Origin of the sequence: Ruminococcus turbiniformis, from assembly GCF_020687545.1 — a bacterium.
In the GTDB taxonomy this organism is placed as follows: domain Bacteria; phylum Bacillota; class Clostridia; order Lachnospirales; family Lachnospiraceae; genus Mediterraneibacter; species Mediterraneibacter turbiniformis.
On sequence record NZ_JAJEQX010000007.1, the window covers coordinates 20,608 to 38,431 of the forward strand.

A 17,824-nucleotide genomic window follows, 5' to 3' on the forward strand; every position below is an offset into this window, starting at 1 on the left:
GATGACAATGAATACAATCAACTTAAAAGGAAGGAATTTTCTTACACTGAAAGATTTTACACCGGAGGAGATTACATATCTGCTTGATCTTGCCGCAGATGTGAAGGAAAAGAAGAAAAACGGGGTGCCTGTGGACAACTACCGCGGAAAAAATGTGGCGCTCATCTTTGAGAAAGACAGCACGAGGACACGCTGCGCGTTTGAGGTGGCTGCTCACGATATGGGAATGGGATCGACCTATCTCGGACCGACAGGTTCCCAGATGGGGAAGAAGGAGAGCATCGAAGATACAGCCCGTGTGCTCGGAAGAATGTATAACGGAATCGAGTACCGCGGCTTTGGTCAGGAGATCGTGGAGGAACTGGCAAAATACGCGGGAGTTCCGGTGTGGAACGGCCTGACGAACGAGTATCATCCGACTCAGATGCTTGCGGATATGCTGACGATCCGTGAGAATTTCGGCACTCTGAAAGGCCTGAAGCTTGTCTACATGGGCGACGCCCGCTTCAATATGGGAAACTCTCTTATGGTTGCGTGCTCCAAGCTCGGCCTTGATTTTGTCGCGTGTACGACAGAGGAGTATTTCCCGAATGCGGAGCTTGTGGCTCAGTGTCAGGAGTACGCGAAGGAGTCCGGAGCGACGATCACACTGACTTCCGATGTGAAGGAAGGAACAAAGGATGCAGATGTAATCTACACAGACGTCTGGGTATCCATGGGCGAGCCAGATGAAGTGTGGGAGAAGAGGATTAAAGAACTTTCTCCGTATAAAGTGACGAAAGAAGTGATGGCAAACGCGAAAGAGGGGGCAATCTTCCTCCACTGCCTGCCGGCATTCCACGATCTGAAGACAACGATCGGGAAAGAGATGGGAGAACGGTTCGGCATTGAGGATATGGAAGTTACGGATGAAGTGTTTGAATCCGTGCAGTCAAAAGTGTTCGATGAGGCGGAAAACCGGATGCACACGATTAAGGCTGTTATGATGGCAACGCTTGGAATCGAATAATTCCTTTTGCGGTATGCGGGAAAGTGTAAAAAATTTTGCTTGCAACTTCGGAAAAGGCGGACTAAAATAGCAATATATTTGTGTAATATGCTTTCAATGTATGCAGAATGAGGTGTTTAGAATGCGGGAAGAAATGAAAGCGCTGATTGCCGATACCTTTACCGAAATGCTGGAGAAAGAAGATCTGGATAAAATCACAGTTACAAAACTTATCGAAGAGTGTCAGATATCCAGACAGACTTTCTACTATCACTACCGGGATATTCTGGACGTGCTTGAGTGGGCGTTCGGGCAGGCAGCCCAGAACCTTGCGAAACAGAGCATGGAGGCAGAAAACGAAGTGGATGCGGTTCAGATTTATCTTAATTTTGTGCGTGATAATAAAATAAAACTGGAAAAACTGCGCGATTCAAAGCGGTGGGTTCAGATCGAGAGAATCCTGATTGAGTCGGTGATGAAATATCTCAGGCAGATGGCCCGGAACAAGGCGCCGGGGTTTGAGATCAGCGTTGACGATGCGGAAATGCTGCTGTGCTTTTATGCATACGGCATGACCGGAGTCCTGCTGCAGTATGCCGGACGGAAGATCGATGAGAAAAAGCTCGCGTATCAGTTGGAGCGTATTATTACCGGGAAACTGTCCCTCTCGCAGTATCAGTAAATGACAAAGTATCAGTGAATATCAAAGTACCAGTGAAAGGAAACGGGTTTTGCCACAGGATTACCCCTGTGACAAAGCCCGCTTTTTCATTTTCTCCGTCAGTGCCATGTAATGTTTGTACAGAATTCCGAATCTGTGAATATACCCGGTCTGCCACGGCTTGGATCTTCCGCAATGATCTCTTCTCTTCCTCTGTCAAGATCCATGAGCAGAACCCCGGAATTGTAATAGTTGTGATCCGTGCCGAGGCGGAGCTGGTTGATGCTGTTTGCAAGCTCTGTCGTTCCGGTGTGGGCGGCCGCGGCAAAAAGGCATCCTTTCATATCCGTTTCCCAGAGCATCCTCAGAGAATTGATTACGAGGATATCGGGATCCAGATAAATAATACGGTGAACCCTGTCCGGCAGCAGATGGGATGCAAGCAGACGGTAGTACATTTCGCGCGGATACTGACGGCTGATCGGAGCGCCTTTGAAGGCGGATGTGCCGATGGCAACCGGATAAAATCCGAACCCGTACATTCGGCAGAGCGCTTCTGCGGGCTGAAACTTCTCATCCGGGATTCCGCTGTGCATCAGCCAGATGTCTGCGGGATCGTCCGGCTGGTTTATGAAAATCGATGTGAGAAGCACCTCCAGCCGGGGAAGGTATGACTCGTTTAATGTTGCCAGTATCTGTATGCGGTCCATTCATTAAATCCTCCTCGTTAATTTCTCGTGCAATTACAATATAGCCGGAGAAACAAAAATCTGCTACTTATATTTTTGGCTGTATGTCTTTACAAAATTCTGAAATTGTCAGGATTTTTTACATAATTTATATTTTGTCAATACAAATCTCCGATTTTGAGAGTCGCAATTTAAAAATTCATCTGCTATATAAATAAACAGGAGGTAACAAGGGCACGGAAAGGAGGCTATTCATTCATGAGTATGGGTATCGGAGAAAGCGTATTTGCCGTAAAGCTGTGTGAAATGGAAGAACAGTACGGAAAGCTTCAGGGCAGAATACGCATTCTGGAACAGGAGAACAGAGACAGAATCTGTGCGGAACTTAAGAAAGCAAAAGAAGAATATGCGGAAAGCACGCTGCTTCTGGAAGAAAAGGCAAAAGCCTGCCGCTCAAAAGCTGTGGAGAAATTAAGCCGCGCCCAGCTTGATTACAGGGAGAAGATCGGGGAACTGATGAAACAGCAGATCGCCGAGGACATCCATTCTGAGAACTGCAGCAGGGAAGAGGATGAGGCGGAGGCCGACATGCTCTATGCAGAGTTTGCCATGGACTTTGCGACACTGTCTGTACAGCAGGCGGTTATCTCTGCAATGACGGCTCTTGCCGAACAGAAAAAAGGCGGGAGCGAAGAGAACGCGGCATCTGTACAGATATAGAAAAGATAACAGGAAAGACGAAAAAAGGATGGAGAACCGAGTATGCAAGAAGTTAAAAAACCACGAAAACCACTGATTTATTATTATGTAATTGTAATGATTGTGCTGCTTCTGTTCAACTTCCTGCTTATGCCGTGGATGGCGGAACGCCAGGTAAAGCAGGTCGGATACGAAACCTTTATGGAAATGACAGAACAGAAGGATATCGGTCAGGTAGAGATTGACCGGCAGGAGAATGAGATACTGTTTACAAACAAAGACGGAGACGAGATTTACAAGACAGGGATGGTGGAAGACCCGCAGCTTACAGAGCGGCTGTATGATTGCGGCGCGAAATTTTCAGGGCAGATTACAGAGCAGACGTCACCGCTTCTTACATTCCTTCTGTATTGGATTCTTCCGATTTTGATTTTTGTCGGAATCGGGCAGTATATGTCGAGAAAGCTCATGAGCAGGGCAAGCGGAGGACCGAATTCAATGATATTCGGCACCGGAAAGAGCAGCGCGAAGGTTTATGTGAAATCATCAGAAGGAATCCGCTTTTCTGATGTGGCGGGGGAAGATGAGGCCAAGGAAAATCTCGCAGAGATTGTGGATTATCTGCACAATCCTTCAAAGTATAAAGAAATCGGCGCATCCATGCCGAAAGGTATCCTTCTTGTGGGACCTCCCGGAACCGGAAAAACGATGCTCGCCAAGGCAGTTGCCGGCGAGGCGAACGTACCGTTTTTCTCGATGTCAGGTTCGGAGTTCGTGGAGATGTTTGTCGGAATGGGTGCATCCAAAGTCCGTGACCTGTTCAAACAGGCGAATGAAAAAGCGCCGTGTATCGTATTTATCGACGAGATCGATGCCATCGGACAGAAACGTGACGGCCGCGTAGGCGGAAACGACGAGCGGGAGCAGACGCTGAACCAGCTGCTTACCGAGATGGACGGATTTGAGTCCAACAACGGCGTCATTATTCTGGCTGCGACGAACCGGCCCGAATCGCTGGATCCGGCACTGACCCGTCCGGGACGTTTTGACCGGAGAGTGCCGGTAGAACTTCCGGATCTGAAAGGCCGTGAGGAGATCCTGAAAGTTCACGCAAGGAAAGTAAAGACAGACGAAAGCGTAGACTTCAGCAGCATTGCAAGAATGGCGTCCGGAGCATCCGGAGCAGAGCTTGCGAATATCGTAAATGAAGCGGCGCTGAAAGCGGTAAGAGAGAACCGCAGGTACGTGACGCAGGCAGATCTCGAGGAGAGCATTGAGGTTGTCATCGCGGGATATCAGAAAAAGAACGCGATCCTTACCGATCAGGAGAAGAAGGTCGTTGCATACCATGAGATAGGCCATGCGCTCGTGGCGGCAAAACAGACGAACTCCGCACCGGTGCAGAAGATTACGATCGTTCCCCGTACATCGGGAGCGCTTGGCTACACAATGCAGGTGGAGGAAGGCAACCACTATCTGATGAGCCAGGAAGAGCTGGAGAACAAGATTGCCACATTGACCGGCGGAAGGGCTGCGGAAGAACTGATCTTCCACTCGGCTTCGACGGGAGCTTCCAATGACATCGAGCAGGCGACAAAGCTTGCCAGAGCGATGATCACAAGATACGGTATGAGCGAAGATTTTGACATGGTTGCCATGGAGACAGTGAACAACCAGTATCTTGGCGGAGACACATCACTTTGCTGTTCTGCCGAGACACAGGCAGAGATTGACAGACAGGTAGTAGCACTTGTAAAAGGACAGCATGAAAAAGCGATGACAATTCTGAGGGATAACAAAAACAAGCTGGATGAACTGGCCGGCTATCTGTACGAGAGAGAGACAATCACAGGGGAAGAATTTATGCAGATTCTGAACAGAAGCGCGGCATAAATGCGCGTATAAAAAGCAGAAGAGAAAGGCGGAAGATACAAATGGGAAAAACAATCAGAGAGACAATGCGGGAATTTACAGTGACTCAGGCGTTGAAATATCTGGAGGGAAATCCGGAGGAAAATATACCGAAGCTGATGGCGTTCGTGGACCGGATGATGCCGAAGGACTGGTATTCAAGCCAGAGAAATGCGATCCGGAAATCCATCGAAGAAAAAAATAACTGGTATCAGCTGATCCTGCGGCTCTATGAGCTGGATCCGGGTGTGCGCAGAACCTTCTTTCAGAATTTCATTACCAATGCCAGCTTAAAGGGCAGTGCGACGCAGAATGAGATGGCGGAGAAATACAACTGCAATATCCCGTGGGCGATTCTACTTGATCCCACGACAGCGTGCAACTTAAACTGCACCGGCTGCTGGGCGGCAGAGTACGGCCATCAGTTCAACCTGTCGCTGGAAGACATCGACTCGATCGTCAGACAGGGAAAAGAACTGGGGACATACATGTACATCTATACGGGCGGTGAGCCGACGGTACGCAGAAAAGATATCTTTAAAATCTGCGAGATGCATCCGGACTGCGAGTTCCTCGCGTTTACAAACGGAACCATGATCGATGAGGAGTTCTGTCAGGAGATGCTTCGGGTCAGGAATTTCGTTCCGGCTATAAGTCTGGAAGGATTTGAAAAGGCGAACGACGGGCGCAGAGGCGACGGCGTGTATCTGAAAGTGCGTCATGCAATGCAGCTGATGAAAGCGCATAAGCTTCCGTTCGGAATCTCGGTCTGCTATACAAGCCAAAACTTTGAGGACGTCAGCAGTGAAGAATTTTACGATATGATGATAGAGAGCGGAGCACTCTTCGTATGGTATTTCCACTATATGCCGGTAGGACAGGGCGCGGTTGCAGAGCTGCTTCCGACTCCGGCGCAGAGGGAAGCGATGTACCACAGAATCCGCGGTTTCCGTCAGACAAAGCCGATCTTCGGAATGGACTTCCAGAACGACGGAGAATATGTGGGCGGATGTATCGCCGGAGGAAGACGGTATCTGCACATTAACGCGAAAGGCGATGTGGAGCCGTGTGTGTTTATCCATTATTCTAACGTGAACATCCACGACTGCTCGCTGCTTGACGCTCTGAGAAGCCCGATCTTCCAGGCGTACCATGACAATCAGCCGTTCAACGACAACCACCTCCGTCCATGTCCGATGCTGGAGAACCCGGAGAGATTAAGGGCGCTTGTCAAAGAGACCGGAGCAGTGAATACGGATTACCAGGATCCGGAGAGCGCGGATGACCTGTGTGACCGGTGCGAGCCTTACGCCGAGGCGTGGAAGCCGACGGCGGACAAGCTGTGGGAGAAGTCTCACGGCAAAGCCGGAAGCAGAGAAAAGCATACCACATAGAATAAGAAGAGGGCGGGGCAAACCGGAACGGGTTTTGGACTCACCGGAAAGCCCCCAGAAATTTTTTCAGCACCGGACTGTCATTGTCGGGCCGGTACCAGATCCCGAAAGACAGCGGCGGAATGTCCGTAATCGGGATATAGCGGAGATCCGGCTGTCTGGCCGGGATGACGTCGGGGTACAAAGTGTACCCCATCTGAGCCCGGACAAGGGTCAGAGCCGTTTCTATATTTTCGGTAAAATAGCGCTCTGCCGGCAGGAGACGGACAAGGATCTCGTTCTGAAGAGCGAAAATCTCGTCAGCGATCTGGCGGGGCGAGCAGACAATGATGCTCCCGGTCAGGTCGCTTTTCGTGAGCGATTCATACTTTGCCAGCGGATGCTCAGGAGAACAGACACAGGCAATGGGAGCGGGACAGAGCTCCTTAAACGCAAGAGAGGAGCTTTTTCTGCGCCCTCTTTTTTTTACGCCCTTTATGCCGAACGCGGCCTGGATCTGCCGGTTTTCGATCATCCCCATGATGGAAGGAAAGGGGACGAGGTGGACGGAGGGGCGAAGCAGCGGAAAGTCCTCTGACATTGCCTTGAGCGCGGGGGGAAGGAGGCTTAATTCCAGCTGGTTGTGGCAGCCCACGTCGAAGGAGACGAAATGCTCATGGGTCCCCAGCCGTTCTCTGGCGGAAAGGGCGGTCTTCAATATGAGCTGTGCGTCAGGGAGAAACAGAAATCCCTCCTGAGTCAGGGTTACGCTCTTGCTCGTGCGGACGAACAGCTTTACGCCAAGCTCCTCTTCCAGAGACTGAATCTGGTGACTGACTGCCGGCTGGGTGATCTTAAGTTCTTCTGACGCGCGGGAGAAATTCAAGTGTTCCGCCACCGCGACGAAGCATTCCAATTGGATCGTATTCATATGGACTCCCCCTTTACAATTAAAAAACAAGATTAATATCGATAAAAGTTGATTATAGATTATAACATCTTTCTGCCGGACACACAAGAAATTCATCAGTTGAGAATTTGCGATTTTGATGTATAATAGACCTGTGACCCGAAGAAAGACCAGAATTGAAACCAGGAGGAGTGAAAAAGAGATGCAGAAAAAGAAGCTTCCCATTGGAATTGATGATTTTGAAAAACTCCGTACCGATGATTTCTATTATGTGGATAAAACAGGTCTTATAAGAGAGCTTCTTCAGAACTGGGGAGAGGTGAATCTTCTTACACGCCCCAGAAGGTTTGGAAAATCGCTGAATATAACGATGCTGGAGAATTTTTTCTCACCGGAAAGTAATAAACGTATTTTTGACGGACTGGAAATTTCAAAGGAAAAATCGCTCTGTGAAGAGTATATGGGAAAGTATCCGGTTATTTCCATATCTCTGAAAGGCATCGATGCACTGTCCTACGAGAAGGCATTCCGCATGGCAGTCCGGATTGTAATAAGAGCTGCTTCAAAAGTGCAGTATCTTACAGAAAGCGATGCCTTAAGTAAAAATGATAAATCAGAATACTTAAGTCTGCTTGACAATAATATGGATGAAGCGGTATTTTGTGACAGTCTGAGAATGCTGTCAGAATTACTTGAGAAACATTTCGGGGAAAAAGTTGTTCTTCTGATTGATGAATATGATGTGCCTCTGGCGAGAGCATTTGAAAACGGGTATTATGAACAGATGCTTTCCCTTATCCGAAGTTTGCTGGGACAGGCTCTCAAGACAAACAGCAGTCTGAAATTCGCGGTCCTGACAGGATGTCTTCGGATTTCAAAGGAGAGTATATTTACCGGTTTAAATAATTTAAAAGTGATGACAATTGCGGACGAACGTTTCGATGAGTATTTCGGTTTTACGGAAAATGACGTGAGAGAACTTCTTGAATATTACGGCGCGGCAGAGTGTTATGATACGATAAAGAAGTGGTATGATGGTTATCAGTTTGGAAATGAGAATGTTTTCTGCCCGTGGGATGTGCTGAATTACTGTGACAGAATCAGAATGGATCTGTCTGCACAGCCGGAGAATTACTGGATAAATACAAGTGACAACCATGCGGTGAAACAGTTTTTAAGGAAATCAGAGAATGCTGTGACAAAAAGAGAAATAGAGGAACTGGTAGCCGGCGGGGTAATTATAAAAGAAATTCATCAGGAGCTTACTTATCCGGAGATGTACAAAACGACGGAAAATATCTGGAGCCTGCTTTATATGACAGGGTATCTGACGCAGCGTGGGAAAGCAGAGGGGAGGAAGATGAGCCTTGCCATCCCCAATCTGGAAATAAGGGATATTTTCGTGACGCAGATCATGGAACTCTTCAAAGAGAACGTCATGGGAGACGGTGAAACTCTGAACCGTTTCTGCGAAGCACTGAAAAACGGGGAAGCAGAAAGTGTTGAAAATATCTTCACAGAGTATTTGCGGAAAACAATAAGCATCAGAGATACTTTTGTGAGAAAAGAAATGAAGGAAAACTTTTACCATGGAATACTTCTTGGTATTCTGGGAGTTAAGGAACGGTGGGGGATTACATCTAACCGGGAAACGGGGAGCGGATATGCAGATATTCTTGTGGAGCCGGATACAGGTGATACAGGAATTGTTATTGAAGTAAAATATGCTCACGACGGCGACCTGGAAGCTGCCTGTCATGCGGCTCTGGAACAGGCAGAAGATGCAGAATACGAAGAAGCGCTGCTGGACGATGGTGTACAAAATATTTTGAAATATGGAATTGCGTGCTATAAAAAACGATGCAAAGTTATGGCGGCGGAAAAGCAGATATAACCTTTTGCAGCAAAGAAGAATTTTATGAGAACTGATCTGCGAGGAGAGGGCGATAATGAAATCAGAAATTTTGAAAATGCTCCGGGAGTCGGATGACTATGTATCCGGGCAGCAGTTAAGTGAAAGATTCGGAGTTTCGAGAACCGCGGTCTGGAAAGTGATACGCCAGCTTCAGGAAGAAGGATATCAGGTGGAAGCGGTGAGAAACAAGGGATATCACATCTTGGACAGCCCGGATGTGATGACAAAGGAAGAACTCCAGAGTCTGATTAAGACCCGCTGGGCGGGAAAGAACGTCTTCTATTATGACTCGACAGATTCGACGAATCTGAGAATCAGGGAAGCGGGAGACGCAGGTGCACCTCACGGAACTCTCGCCGTGGCCGACCGGCAGACAGCGGGGCGGGGGCGCAGAGGCCGGACGTGGGAGTCGCCCGCGGGCAGCAGCATCTACATGTCTGTTCTGCTCCGCCCGGAGTTTAAGCCCGACCGGGCATCCATGCTTACCCTTGTGATGGCGTGCAGCGTGGCTCAGGGCATCATGGACTGCGAAGCGGTTGACGTGCAGATCAAGTGGCCGAATGACATTATTATTAATGGGAAAAAACTGGTCGGTATCCTGACGGAGATGAGCAGCCAGATCGATTACATCAATCACGTGACCGTGGGAGTGGGAATCAATGTAAATATGACAGAGTTCCCGGAGGAAATCGCTGAGACTGCCACGTCTCTGCGGCTGGAATGCGGTCACCCGGTGAAGAGGGCGCCTTTGATTGCAGCGGTGATGAGACGGCTGGAAGAAAACTATGAGACATTTCTTGAGACAGAGGATCTGTCCGGGCTGATGGAGATATACAGCTCCATGCTTGTCAACCGGGGCAGAGACGTGCTTATACTGGGAACAAAAGAGCAGTATCAGGCCCATGCTCTTGGCATCAGTCCGGAGGGCGAGCTGATCGTGCGCCGCCAGGATGGAACCGAGGAAAGGATCTGCGCGGGGGAGGTGTCCGTGCGCGGCGTGTACGGCTATGTATAGGCAGCGGGCGCAGAAAGCGCGGATTACGCGGAGCATATTGAGAAAAAGAGGAGTTTACAGTTATGGATGAAGAGATTGTACTTTGCGCGGCCAATGCGTACGAACAGAAATTTTACCTGAATCCGGAGTTTGATACACTGCCGGAAAGCATAAAAGAAGAGCTGAAGATCATGTGCGTGCTCTATACGGAAGACGTGGGAGGCATCCTGATGCTCGTCTTTGATGAGGAAGGAAACCTTGAGCTCAAAGTAGACCACGAAGAGGGAGACTTTTTCTTCGATGAGATCGGGAGCGTGCTGAAAATCAAGGAGCTTCAGAATACAAAGAGAGAACTTTTCGAATCATTGGAAATGTTTTTCCGCGTGTTCTATCTCGGCGAGGCCATGGAGGAAGAGTAAACAGAGAGGGAAACAGACAGGACAGGGACAGAAGATGGAATTTATACAGGAAGTGACAAGTCTTTATGCGGAGAGAGGAAGCTGGTTCCTTGAGCTGATCGGAGCTCATATCGCGCTGTCGCTGACGGCGATCGTGTGCGCCGGAGTGATCGGACTTCTGCTCGGCATATGGATATCAATACACAGAAAAGCGGCGGGGTCGGTGCTGACGGCTGCCAACATCCTTTACACGATCCCTTCGATCTCGCTGCTCGGCATGCTGATTCCGTTTCTGGGAATCGGCAATCCGACGGCAGTTGTGGCGCTTACGCTGTACGGCATCATGCCGATGGTGCGCAACACATATGCGGGGATTACGGGAGTGAGCCCGGAGGTGATCTCCGCGGCGGAAGGAATGGGAAGCACGCAGGCACAGATCATGCTGAAAATACGTCTCCCGCTTGCCATGGGCGTGATCACGGCGGGCATCAGAAACATGGTCGTCATGACGATCTCGACAGCAGCGATCGCGTCGTTTATCGGCGCGGGCGGCCTGGGAGTGGCGATCTACAGGGGGATTACGATCTATGATACGGCAATGACTTTCAGCGGCAGTCTCCTGATTGCAGTGATCGCCATACTCAGCGACTTCCTTCTGGGAATCGTGGAGAGACGGATAAAGAAAAGACTGCATCTGGGATAAATCCGGAAAAGATGAACCGGAACAGGGACAAATCCGGAAAAGATGAACCGGACAGGAATAACTCAGGAAAAGATAAACCGGACAGGAATAAATCAGGAATGAAAATGGGGAAAGGAACAGACAAAAGATGAAAAGAAGACAGATTACGGCACTTCTGCTGACCTTTGCGCTTGTACTTGGAATGGCAGGCTGCGCGGGGAGCGGAGAAAACACAGGAACCGGAGAGGACAGCGCACAGAGCGGAGAAGACGGGGCAGCGGATGAACCGGTGAAGATCGCCACAAAACCGATGACGGAGCAGTTTATCCTCGGCGAGATGCTGAAAAAGCTGATCGAGGAAAATGCGGGATATGAAGTGGAGCTGACAAAAGGAATCGGCGGGGGTACAAGCAACATCCAGCCGGCGATGGAGCAGGGCGAGTTCGATCTGTATCCGGAGTATACGTCGAGCGGATGGATTCTTGTTCTCGGCCACGAGACAGGGGACATGAGCGCAGAGGAAATGCTCACGCAGCTTCAGAAAGAATACGAAGAGAACTACGGTATGACATGGATCGGCCTGTACGGGCAGAATAACACATATGCTGTCGTTGTTCGCGAAGATACGGCGGAGGAGTACGGCCTTGAGACGTGTTCTGACCTGGCGGAAGTGTCAGGTGAACTGACATTCGGCGGAAACCCGGACTACATTGAGAGGGCGGACGGCCTGCCCGGCCTGTCGGAAGCGTACGGTTTTGAATTTAAGGATATCAGGGATATTGATATCGGGCTGAAGTATGAAGCGCTCCGAAACGGGGATATCGATGTGACGAACGGTTACACGACAGACGCGCAGATCAGCCGGGATGATGTAAAAGTACTGGAAGATGATAAAAATTATCAGGTGGATTACTACTGCTCTACCGTAGTGCGGCAGGACGCCCTGGAAAAATATCCGAAGCTTCAGGAAACGCTGGAACTCATGAACGGCATTCTGACCGACGAGGCGATGGCGGAACTGAACTATCAGGTAGAGGAAGAAGGCAGGGGTGAGGCCGAAGTAGCGGAGGAATTTCTGATCTCGGCAGGGCTCATTGAAGGATAGATAATCAGCAGAGAAAGCAGAGCAAAACAATGGAAATGATACGACTGGAACATGTGACAAAGAGTTTCGGAGAGCAGAAAGTGCTGGACGATGTAAGTTTTTCTGTCGGGGAGGGCGAGTTCCTTACAGTGATCGGAAGGTCCGGATGCGGAAAGACGACGATGCTGCGCATGATCAACGGGCTTCAGACGCCGGACAGCGGACATGTGTATGTGGAAGGGCAGGATGTGGGAACCGCGGATCTGATCGCGCTGCGCCGCAGAATCGGCTACGTTATCCAGAATAAGGGACTGTTCCCGCATATGACTGTAGAGAAAAATATTACCTACGTCCCGGTAATCAGCGGAAGGAAGAACCGGGAGGAAAACCGGGAGCAGGCGCTTAAGCTGCTTAAGCTGGTCGGACTGGACGCTTCCGTGGCGGACCGGTATCCGGATGAACTTTCCGGAGGACAGCAGCAGAGAGTGGGAATTGCAAGAGCGCTGGCAGCGAAAGCAGGAATCCTTCTCATGGACGAACCCTTCGGGGCGCTGGATGAGATTACAAAACGATCCATGCAGGAGGAACTGCTCAGGCTTCAGAACCGCCTCCGCATGACAGTCGTGTTTATCACGCATGATATCCGCGAGGCGATGAAGCTGGGAGACCGCGTCCTCGTGATGGAAGAGGGAAAAATCATACAGCTGGATACACCGGAACAGATCCGCAAGCATCCGGCGGACAGGTTTGTGGAAGAACTGACAGCGTTCTGATTCACAAAATTATCACAGCCTTTTCATTCGTTCGTCAAATTATATGCATACTTTGCTGTTAAAATAGCAGTGTCGGTACATAAGGGGCGAAATATTTTACAGGCGAAAGTTTGAGTTTTCAAATATTTTATCCTCGATCCTCTTACCTTTATGTGCCGGCATTGAGCGCATAAAAGGGAGTGAATGAACAAGAATGAAAATAATCCTCAGAGCAGGAGGAGGGGTGCTTGCCGGAATGCTTGCCGCGTCCAGTGTGACCGGGTGCGCCGCAGTGAACAGTGCAGTCGGTCTGGCAGAAAGTATAATCGGCACAGAAACAGAAGAAACGTCGGAGGAGAATCTGGAATGGACAGCGGAAGAAATGTCAGAAGGAACGGCGGACTGCAGCTACGGCGAAACAGACAGCCCGGAAATCCTGGAACTGTATCTGGATGACAGTTCTTCGGAGGCGATTCCGTCTTCCTATGTCATTGAAGACTTTCCGGAGATTTTTCAGAATCCGGAACTTCCCACCGGATGTGAGATCACAGCGCTTACGATGGCGCTGAACTACTACGGGTATGATGTGGATAAGACTACGATGGCGGCGGTATACCTTCCAACGGAAGACTATGAGGTGTATGAAAGTGTCAGCGGAGTGAAATACGGAAATGACTTAAACGAGTATTTTCTGGGAGATCCTTTTACGGAAGAAGGGTATGTGTGCGGGACAGAAGCGATTATAACGGCCGCAGACGCGTATCTGGCCGATGCGGGCAGCAGCCTGACAGCAGTAGATCTGACCGGAGAGGATCCGGAGACGCTGTACAGTCTGGTGAGCATGGATATCCCGGTCGTCGTGTGGGTGACGATCAATATGGAAGACCGCTATGAGACGGAGGGCTGGTATACATCGGACGGAGAATATGTGGAGTGGAGCAACAACGATCATGGAGCAGTTCTGATCGGGTACGATGAAGATTTCGTGGTAATTGCGGACCCGATTGCAGGAATTGTGGGATATGACAGAGAACAGTTTGAAAGCGTATATGAACAGCGGGGAGAGAAGAGCGTGATCCTCGTATAAACGGCGGAATATAAGGAATATATCTGAAACGGGGCGGCATGTCTGGCCGCCCCGTCTGCGTTAAGCTATGCTTTGTTCATTTTCATACGTTTGATGACTTTGAGCCGGGTAAATTCCTCGCGCTCCTTCTCCTCCAGAGCATTTGTGATCGTGTACACAAGGGAGGAGTACATCGGAATCGTGATGTTCTGAAGCGCATTGGCGCGCTTCTGCGTCTTCTTGATATTTGCAGCCAGGCGGTATGCCGCATTCTCAACCATGGAGAGCTTGACGGTCAGGTCCTTTACTTTCCGGAACGCCTCCCGTGCCTTGTCGATGGATTCGTGAGTCGTGCTGAACGAGTACGTCGGCTTCCCTGCATCCGGAACATATTTTACATGGGGGATCTCTGTCCCCATGATGCTCCGCGTCTGGATCGTGATTGAGTTTTCAATCGGCACAGTGTACGCCAGAAGTTCTACGTTGCTGATGCCGTTTTCAATATTCGCGCGCTGGAGACACTGGTAGGCATAGGTAAACGTCGTGTCGATCTCTTCCTGTATGCTCCGGGCCTCGTCGATCAGTTCCATCAGTTCCCGGATGAGAATATTGCGTTTCTTATCCATCAGGTCATAGCCCTGCCGGGCCAGTGCCAGAGAGTTCTTGGCCAGCATCAGATTGCCCTTTGTCGGAAATGTACGTGGATCCATGAAATCCCTCCTTTATCCATTCGGTCGTCAGTTTTCGGTTGTCAGTTTTTTGAATGGCATTCGTCTTCTGAGCGGTTAGCCTTTCAGGCCTCGGGACTGTCTGTCCATATCTTCCACAACGATATCGTAGATCTCTCCCAGGGACGCACAGTATTCGAGCACCTTCCACGGTTCGTTCGTGTGGTAATGAATCTTGATCAGCTCTTCGTCGCCGACAGCCAGCAGGCAGTCCCCTTTAAAATGTTCATTAAAGTAGCTGCTGATCTTGTCTTCGTCCAGATCTTCTCCTTCGATCAGCAGTTGTGTATCATAACGGTATTCCAGCATATCAGCATAAACCTCCCAATTGATCTTTGCGCCGCCTTTCCCGGCCGCTGCGCTCTGCAGTAATTGTTCCCGCCGCATCATAAAGACATTATAACAAATATTTTCTTTCAGGCACAGGGGATTTACAGATATTTTAGAATCCGAGCGGCCGCAAAACATTCTTTTCGCATCTTCGATGTGCTATAATCAGAAAAAGAAAACTGCGGAGCAGGGAGCGCTGCGTGTGAAACGGGCAAAAGGAGGAGTTTGTATGACGCTGAGTGATATATCTCACGGCCCGGACTGGGTGGTTTGGGTGATCTTCGTTATTTTACTGGTTATGACAATTGTATTTCTGACGGGAAACGGCGGCAGCCTGATTGCCGGGTATAACGTGGCAACGAAGGAGGAACAGGAGAAGTACGACAGAAAAAAACTGTGCCGTACATTTGGGTGTGGATTTGTTGTGGTGGATCTCCTTATCCTTGTCATGGCGCTCGGAGAAGCAATCCTCCCGGCCTGGTTCGCAGGTGCTGCGGCTGCGATTATTATAATAGATGTGATTGGTATCTGGCTGGCCAGTGAATTTATTTGCAGGAGAAAGTAAAAACTTATGCTCTGAAAGCATTTCCCGTCATGAGAAACGGGTATTAGACATGTAATACTGCTGTAACTATAATAAAGGTACTGTGAAAAGTGCTGTGCAGAGGAATCAGAAACGCAGAGACACGGCATGAAAAAATGCAGGAATGGAAGAATTTGGAAAAACAGCAGGAGGGATTATACATGGAATATCGAAAACTTCCCCACGGGGACGAACAGATCAGCGTAATCGGAGTCGGGACCAGCTCGATCGGCATGGCCGGGGAGAAGGAGATTGAAGAGACAATGAATCTGGCGCTTGAAAACGGCGTCAACTATTTTGACATGGCATCCGCGGATGCGGCGCCTTTCCCGGCTTTCGGAAGAGCGCTTGCAGGACGCCGGAAGGACGTCTTTTTCCAGATTCATTTCGGCGCCAGCTATCAGGGCGGAAAATACGGGTGGACGACGAATCTGGATAAGATTAAGCGTTCCGTTGACTGGCAGTTGAGCGCGCTGAAAACAGATTATATTGATTTCGGTTTTCTCCACTGCATCGATGAAGAGGCGGATCTGCGCCATGTGTTTGACAGGGGAATTCTTGACTATATTCTTGAACTGAAACAGCAGGGCGTGGTGCGGCATGTGGGACTCTCATCGCACACCCCGGAGATCGCGCATATGGCAATGGATGCGGGAATCCTCGATATGCTCATGTTCAGCATTAACCCGGCTTATGACTACCGGGATGAGAGCGAATATGCGGTCGGGAGCGCGGCGGAGCGGCAGAGTCTCTATCGGCGCTGCGAGGCGGAAGGCGTGGGAATCTGTGTTATGAAAGCATTCTCCGGAGGCCAGCTTCTGAACGCGAAGACATCGCCCTTCGGCAGAGCGCTGACAGAGTATCAGTGTATCCAGTACGCGCTGGACAAACCGGGAGTTTTAACAGTGGTTCCCGGCGTGCGGAACCGGGAAGATTTAAGAAGGATCCTCGGATTTGTAAATGCTGCGCCGGAAGAGAGAGACTACTCGGTGCTCGGCACGTTCGCCCCGCAGGAAACCGAGGGAGTCTGCGTCTACTGCAACCACTGTCAGCCGTGCCCGGCAGGACTTGACGTGGGGCTGATCAATAAATATTACGATCTGGCGCTGGCCGGAGATGCGCTGGCGAAGAGCCACTATGCAAATCTGGAAAAGAAAGCCGGGGACTGCATCGGATGCGGACACTGTGACTCGAGATGCCCATTCCATGTCGGACAGGTGGAACGGATGCAGACGATCCGTACATATTTCGGAGAGTGAGATCAGTTTTCTTAGTGCGAACAGTTTTCTTGAAGTCTGGAAACAAATCGGGTATATTGAGAGAAGAAAACTGCATGTGCCACTTCAGGTTGCAGGACTGCAACCACCCGTTGGTAGAAAGAAAGCGCCGTCCCTGTTACCATATGAGCGCAGGGAGCATGGAAGATCAGACTTTCTGCAACATACATACAGAAGAGAGCGGAACAGGACAGGAGGTATGACGGATGGGCGCGGGTTTTTCAGAAAATTTGAAAAAGATCAGAAAAGAAAGAAACTTATCGCAGGAGGAACTGGCAGAGATGCTGGAGGTGAGCCGCCAGGCCGTTTCCAAATGGGAAGCGGGAAAGGGATATCCGGAAGTGGAGAAGCTTCTGGAGATCTCCGGAAAGCTCGATGTTTCTCTGGACGATCTGATGGGGACCGGAAAGAGCACGGGACGGAGCAGACAGGATGGGAGAATAACGATCATTTCCCCGCATGAAAATGTGATTGTCACCTGCTATAAGGTCGAGCCTGTGCCCCTGGGGACACGGTACATGAAAAAGGAGGATTCTCCTCATTTCGCGTTGTCCGCAGTCGGTATGGAGGCTCATCCTTTCTGGGGACAGCCGAAAACATTTCTCGGATGGTATGCTGATGAGGAACAGGCCGGCAGAGAAATCGCGGAAATCAGAGACGCACTCGCACGGGGAGACGCGCAGTATGAGCTGAAATACAGTGTCAGGGCAGAACGGCGGGGACTCCGGATGAAGATTGTAGACGAGAGGAAAGAAGCATTATGAAAATCGAGAATAACCCAAAG

19 protein-coding genes are annotated in these 17,824 nt (G+C 49.9%); 15 read left to right on the forward strand and 4 right to left on the reverse strand.

The annotated features are described in order from the left end of the window. The first annotated feature begins 7 nt into the window (after positions 1 to 7). Both argF and LKD70_RS05400 read left to right on the forward strand, forming a co-directional pair. Positions 8 to 1,009, forward strand: a complete 1,002-nt coding sequence (gene argF / locus LKD70_RS05395; protein ID WP_265104759.1) for an ornithine carbamoyltransferase — start codon at positions 8 to 10, stop codon at positions 1,007 to 1,009. A 121-nt stretch (positions 1,010 to 1,130) separates the two neighbouring features. Continuing rightward, entirely contained in the window at positions 1,131 to 1,670 is a 540-nt protein-coding gene (locus tag LKD70_RS05400; RefSeq protein ID WP_227707016.1) for a TetR/AcrR family transcriptional regulator C-terminal domain-containing protein, read from the forward strand. A gap of 98 nt (positions 1,671 to 1,768) precedes the next feature. Here LKD70_RS05400 and LKD70_RS05405 read toward each other — a convergent pair whose 3' ends face one another. Then, positions 1,769 to 2,359, reverse strand: coding sequence for a glycosyltransferase family 8 protein (locus tag LKD70_RS05405; protein WP_227707017.1), 591 nt, complete (start codon positions 2,357 to 2,359; stop codon positions 1,769 to 1,771). A gap of 237 nt (positions 2,360 to 2,596) precedes the next feature. On the opposite strand from LKD70_RS05405, the gene LKD70_RS05410 reads away from it, so the two are divergent. The 3 genes from LKD70_RS05410 to LKD70_RS05420 are packed head-to-tail and all read left to right on the forward strand — an operon-like array spanning position 2,597 to position 6,342. Further along, positions 2,597 to 3,058 (forward strand): hypothetical protein, encoded by a 462-nt coding sequence (locus LKD70_RS05410; protein ID WP_227707018.1) that lies wholly within the window; start codon positions 2,597 to 2,599, stop codon positions 3,056 to 3,058. A 42-nt stretch (positions 3,059 to 3,100) separates the two neighbouring features. Next, positions 3,101 to 4,930 carry an ATP-dependent zinc metalloprotease FtsH gene (gene ftsH / locus LKD70_RS05415; protein WP_227707019.1) on the forward strand — a complete coding sequence of 610 codons (1,830 nt, stop codon included), beginning with the start codon at positions 3,101 to 3,103 and terminating at the stop codon, positions 4,928 to 4,930. A gap of 41 nt (positions 4,931 to 4,971) precedes the next feature. Then, positions 4,972 to 6,342 (forward strand): radical SAM protein, encoded by a 1,371-nt coding sequence (locus LKD70_RS05420; protein ID WP_227707020.1) that lies wholly within the window; start codon positions 4,972 to 4,974, stop codon positions 6,340 to 6,342. Positions 6,343 to 6,382: 40 nt separating this feature from the next. Here the strand turns inward: LKD70_RS05420 and LKD70_RS05425 are convergent, their stop codons facing one another. Then, complete coding sequence (locus LKD70_RS05425; RefSeq protein ID WP_227707021.1) at positions 6,383 to 7,252, reverse strand: LysR family transcriptional regulator; 870 nt, start codon at positions 7,250 to 7,252, stop codon at positions 6,383 to 6,385. A 181-nt stretch (positions 7,253 to 7,433) separates the two neighbouring features. Here LKD70_RS05425 and LKD70_RS05430 point away from each other — a divergent pair, with 181 nt between their 5' ends. The 7 genes from LKD70_RS05430 to LKD70_RS05460 all read left to right on the forward strand — a co-directional run bounded on the left by LKD70_RS05430 (position 7,434) and on the right by LKD70_RS05460 (position 14,143). Next, complete coding sequence (locus tag LKD70_RS05430) at positions 7,434 to 9,125, forward strand: AAA family ATPase (protein WP_227707022.1); 1,692 nt, start codon at positions 7,434 to 7,436, stop codon at positions 9,123 to 9,125. Positions 9,126 to 9,180: 55 nt separating this feature from the next. Further along, complete coding sequence (locus LKD70_RS05435; RefSeq protein WP_227707023.1) at positions 9,181 to 10,161, forward strand: biotin--[acetyl-CoA-carboxylase] ligase; 981 nt, start codon at positions 9,181 to 9,183, stop codon at positions 10,159 to 10,161. 62 nt (positions 10,162 to 10,223) lie between these two features. After that, positions 10,224 to 10,559, forward strand: a complete 336-nt coding sequence (locus LKD70_RS05440) for a DUF6145 family protein (protein ID WP_227707024.1) — start codon at positions 10,224 to 10,226, stop codon at positions 10,557 to 10,559. Positions 10,560 to 10,593: 34 nt separating this feature from the next. Continuing rightward, the gene (locus LKD70_RS05445) at positions 10,594 to 11,241 is read left to right on the forward strand and encodes an ABC transporter permease (RefSeq protein ID WP_227707025.1); all 648 of its coding nucleotides are present in this window, start codon (positions 10,594 to 10,596) and stop codon (positions 11,239 to 11,241) included. A gap of 127 nt (positions 11,242 to 11,368) precedes the next feature. Then, positions 11,369 to 12,325 (forward strand): glycine betaine ABC transporter substrate-binding protein, encoded by a 957-nt coding sequence (locus tag LKD70_RS05450; RefSeq protein ID WP_227707026.1) that lies wholly within the window; start codon positions 11,369 to 11,371, stop codon positions 12,323 to 12,325. Between the two features lie 29 nt (positions 12,326 to 12,354). Then, the gene (locus tag LKD70_RS05455; RefSeq protein WP_227707027.1) at positions 12,355 to 13,077 is read left to right on the forward strand and encodes an ATP-binding cassette domain-containing protein; all 723 of its coding nucleotides are present in this window, start codon (positions 12,355 to 12,357) and stop codon (positions 13,075 to 13,077) included. Positions 13,078 to 13,270: 193 nt separating this feature from the next. Continuing rightward, positions 13,271 to 14,143 carry a C39 family peptidase gene (locus LKD70_RS05460; protein WP_227707028.1) on the forward strand — a complete coding sequence of 291 codons (873 nt, stop codon included), beginning with the start codon at positions 13,271 to 13,273 and terminating at the stop codon, positions 14,141 to 14,143. 65 nt (positions 14,144 to 14,208) lie between these two features. Here the strand turns inward: LKD70_RS05460 and LKD70_RS05465 are convergent, their stop codons facing one another. Both LKD70_RS05465 and LKD70_RS05470 read right to left on the reverse strand, forming a co-directional pair. Then, positions 14,209 to 14,832: a V-type ATP synthase subunit D gene (locus tag LKD70_RS05465; protein ID WP_227707029.1), complete on the reverse strand. Its 624-nt coding sequence runs from the start codon at positions 14,830 to 14,832 to the stop codon at positions 14,209 to 14,211. 75 nt (positions 14,833 to 14,907) lie between these two features. After that, entirely contained in the window at positions 14,908 to 15,159 is a 252-nt protein-coding gene (locus LKD70_RS05470) for a kinase to dihydroxyacetone kinase (protein ID WP_227707030.1), read from the reverse strand. A 250-nt stretch (positions 15,160 to 15,409) separates the two neighbouring features. Here LKD70_RS05470 and LKD70_RS05475 point away from each other — a divergent pair, with 250 nt between their 5' ends. From LKD70_RS05475 to LKD70_RS05485, 3 genes are all read left to right on the forward strand, one after another. Continuing rightward, positions 15,410 to 15,745 (forward strand): DUF3784 domain-containing protein, encoded by a 336-nt coding sequence (locus LKD70_RS05475; RefSeq protein WP_227707031.1) that lies wholly within the window; start codon positions 15,410 to 15,412, stop codon positions 15,743 to 15,745. 179 nt (positions 15,746 to 15,924) lie between these two features. Continuing rightward, the gene (locus tag LKD70_RS05480) at positions 15,925 to 17,022 is read left to right on the forward strand and encodes an aldo/keto reductase (protein WP_227707032.1); all 1,098 of its coding nucleotides are present in this window, start codon (positions 15,925 to 15,927) and stop codon (positions 17,020 to 17,022) included. Positions 17,023 to 17,246: 224 nt separating this feature from the next. Further along, entirely contained in the window at positions 17,247 to 17,804 is a 558-nt protein-coding gene (locus LKD70_RS05485; RefSeq protein ID WP_227707033.1) for a helix-turn-helix transcriptional regulator, read from the forward strand. Positions 17,805 to 17,824 lie beyond the last annotated feature (20 nt).

Coding starts and splice junctions, on each gene's coding strand:
- LKD70_RS05405 (WP_227707017.1), bottom strand. CDS start 2,359: ATGGACCGCATACAGATACTGGCAACATTAAACGAGTCATACCTTCCC.
- LKD70_RS05460 (WP_227707028.1), top strand. CDS start 13,271: ATGAAAATAATCCTCAGAGCAGGAGGAGGGGTGCTTGCCGGAATGCTT.
- LKD70_RS05400 (WP_227707016.1), top strand. CDS start 1,131: ATGCGGGAAGAAATGAAAGCGCTGATTGCCGATACCTTTACCGAAATG.
- LKD70_RS05410 (WP_227707018.1), top strand. CDS start 2,597: ATGAGTATGGGTATCGGAGAAAGCGTATTTGCCGTAAAGCTGTGTGAA.
- LKD70_RS05470 (WP_227707030.1), bottom strand. CDS start 15,159: ATGCTGGAATACCGTTATGATACACAACTGCTGATCGAAGGAGAAGAT.
- LKD70_RS05420 (WP_227707020.1), top strand. CDS start 4,972: ATGGGAAAAACAATCAGAGAGACAATGCGGGAATTTACAGTGACTCAG.
- LKD70_RS05455 (WP_227707027.1), top strand. CDS start 12,355: ATGGAAATGATACGACTGGAACATGTGACAAAGAGTTTCGGAGAGCAG.
- LKD70_RS05485 (WP_227707033.1), top strand. CDS start 17,247: ATGGGCGCGGGTTTTTCAGAAAATTTGAAAAAGATCAGAAAAGAAAGA.
- LKD70_RS05445 (WP_227707025.1), top strand. CDS start 10,594: ATGGAATTTATACAGGAAGTGACAAGTCTTTATGCGGAGAGAGGAAGC.
- LKD70_RS05465 (WP_227707029.1), bottom strand. CDS start 14,832: ATGGATCCACGTACATTTCCGACAAAGGGCAATCTGATGCTGGCCAAG.
- LKD70_RS05440 (WP_227707024.1), top strand. CDS start 10,224: ATGGATGAAGAGATTGTACTTTGCGCGGCCAATGCGTACGAACAGAAA.
- LKD70_RS05475 (WP_227707031.1), top strand. CDS start 15,410: ATGACGCTGAGTGATATATCTCACGGCCCGGACTGGGTGGTTTGGGTG.
- argF (WP_265104759.1), top strand. CDS start 8: ATGAATACAATCAACTTAAAAGGAAGGAATTTTCTTACACTGAAAGAT.
- ftsH (WP_227707019.1), top strand. CDS start 3,101: ATGCAAGAAGTTAAAAAACCACGAAAACCACTGATTTATTATTATGTA.
- LKD70_RS05425 (WP_227707021.1), bottom strand. CDS start 7,252: ATGAATACGATCCAATTGGAATGCTTCGTCGCGGTGGCGGAACACTTG.
- LKD70_RS05430 (WP_227707022.1), top strand. CDS start 7,434: ATGCAGAAAAAGAAGCTTCCCATTGGAATTGATGATTTTGAAAAACTC.
- LKD70_RS05480 (WP_227707032.1), top strand. CDS start 15,925: ATGGAATATCGAAAACTTCCCCACGGGGACGAACAGATCAGCGTAATC.
- LKD70_RS05435 (WP_227707023.1), top strand. CDS start 9,181: ATGAAATCAGAAATTTTGAAAATGCTCCGGGAGTCGGATGACTATGTA.
- LKD70_RS05450 (WP_227707026.1), top strand. CDS start 11,369: ATGAAAAGAAGACAGATTACGGCACTTCTGCTGACCTTTGCGCTTGTA.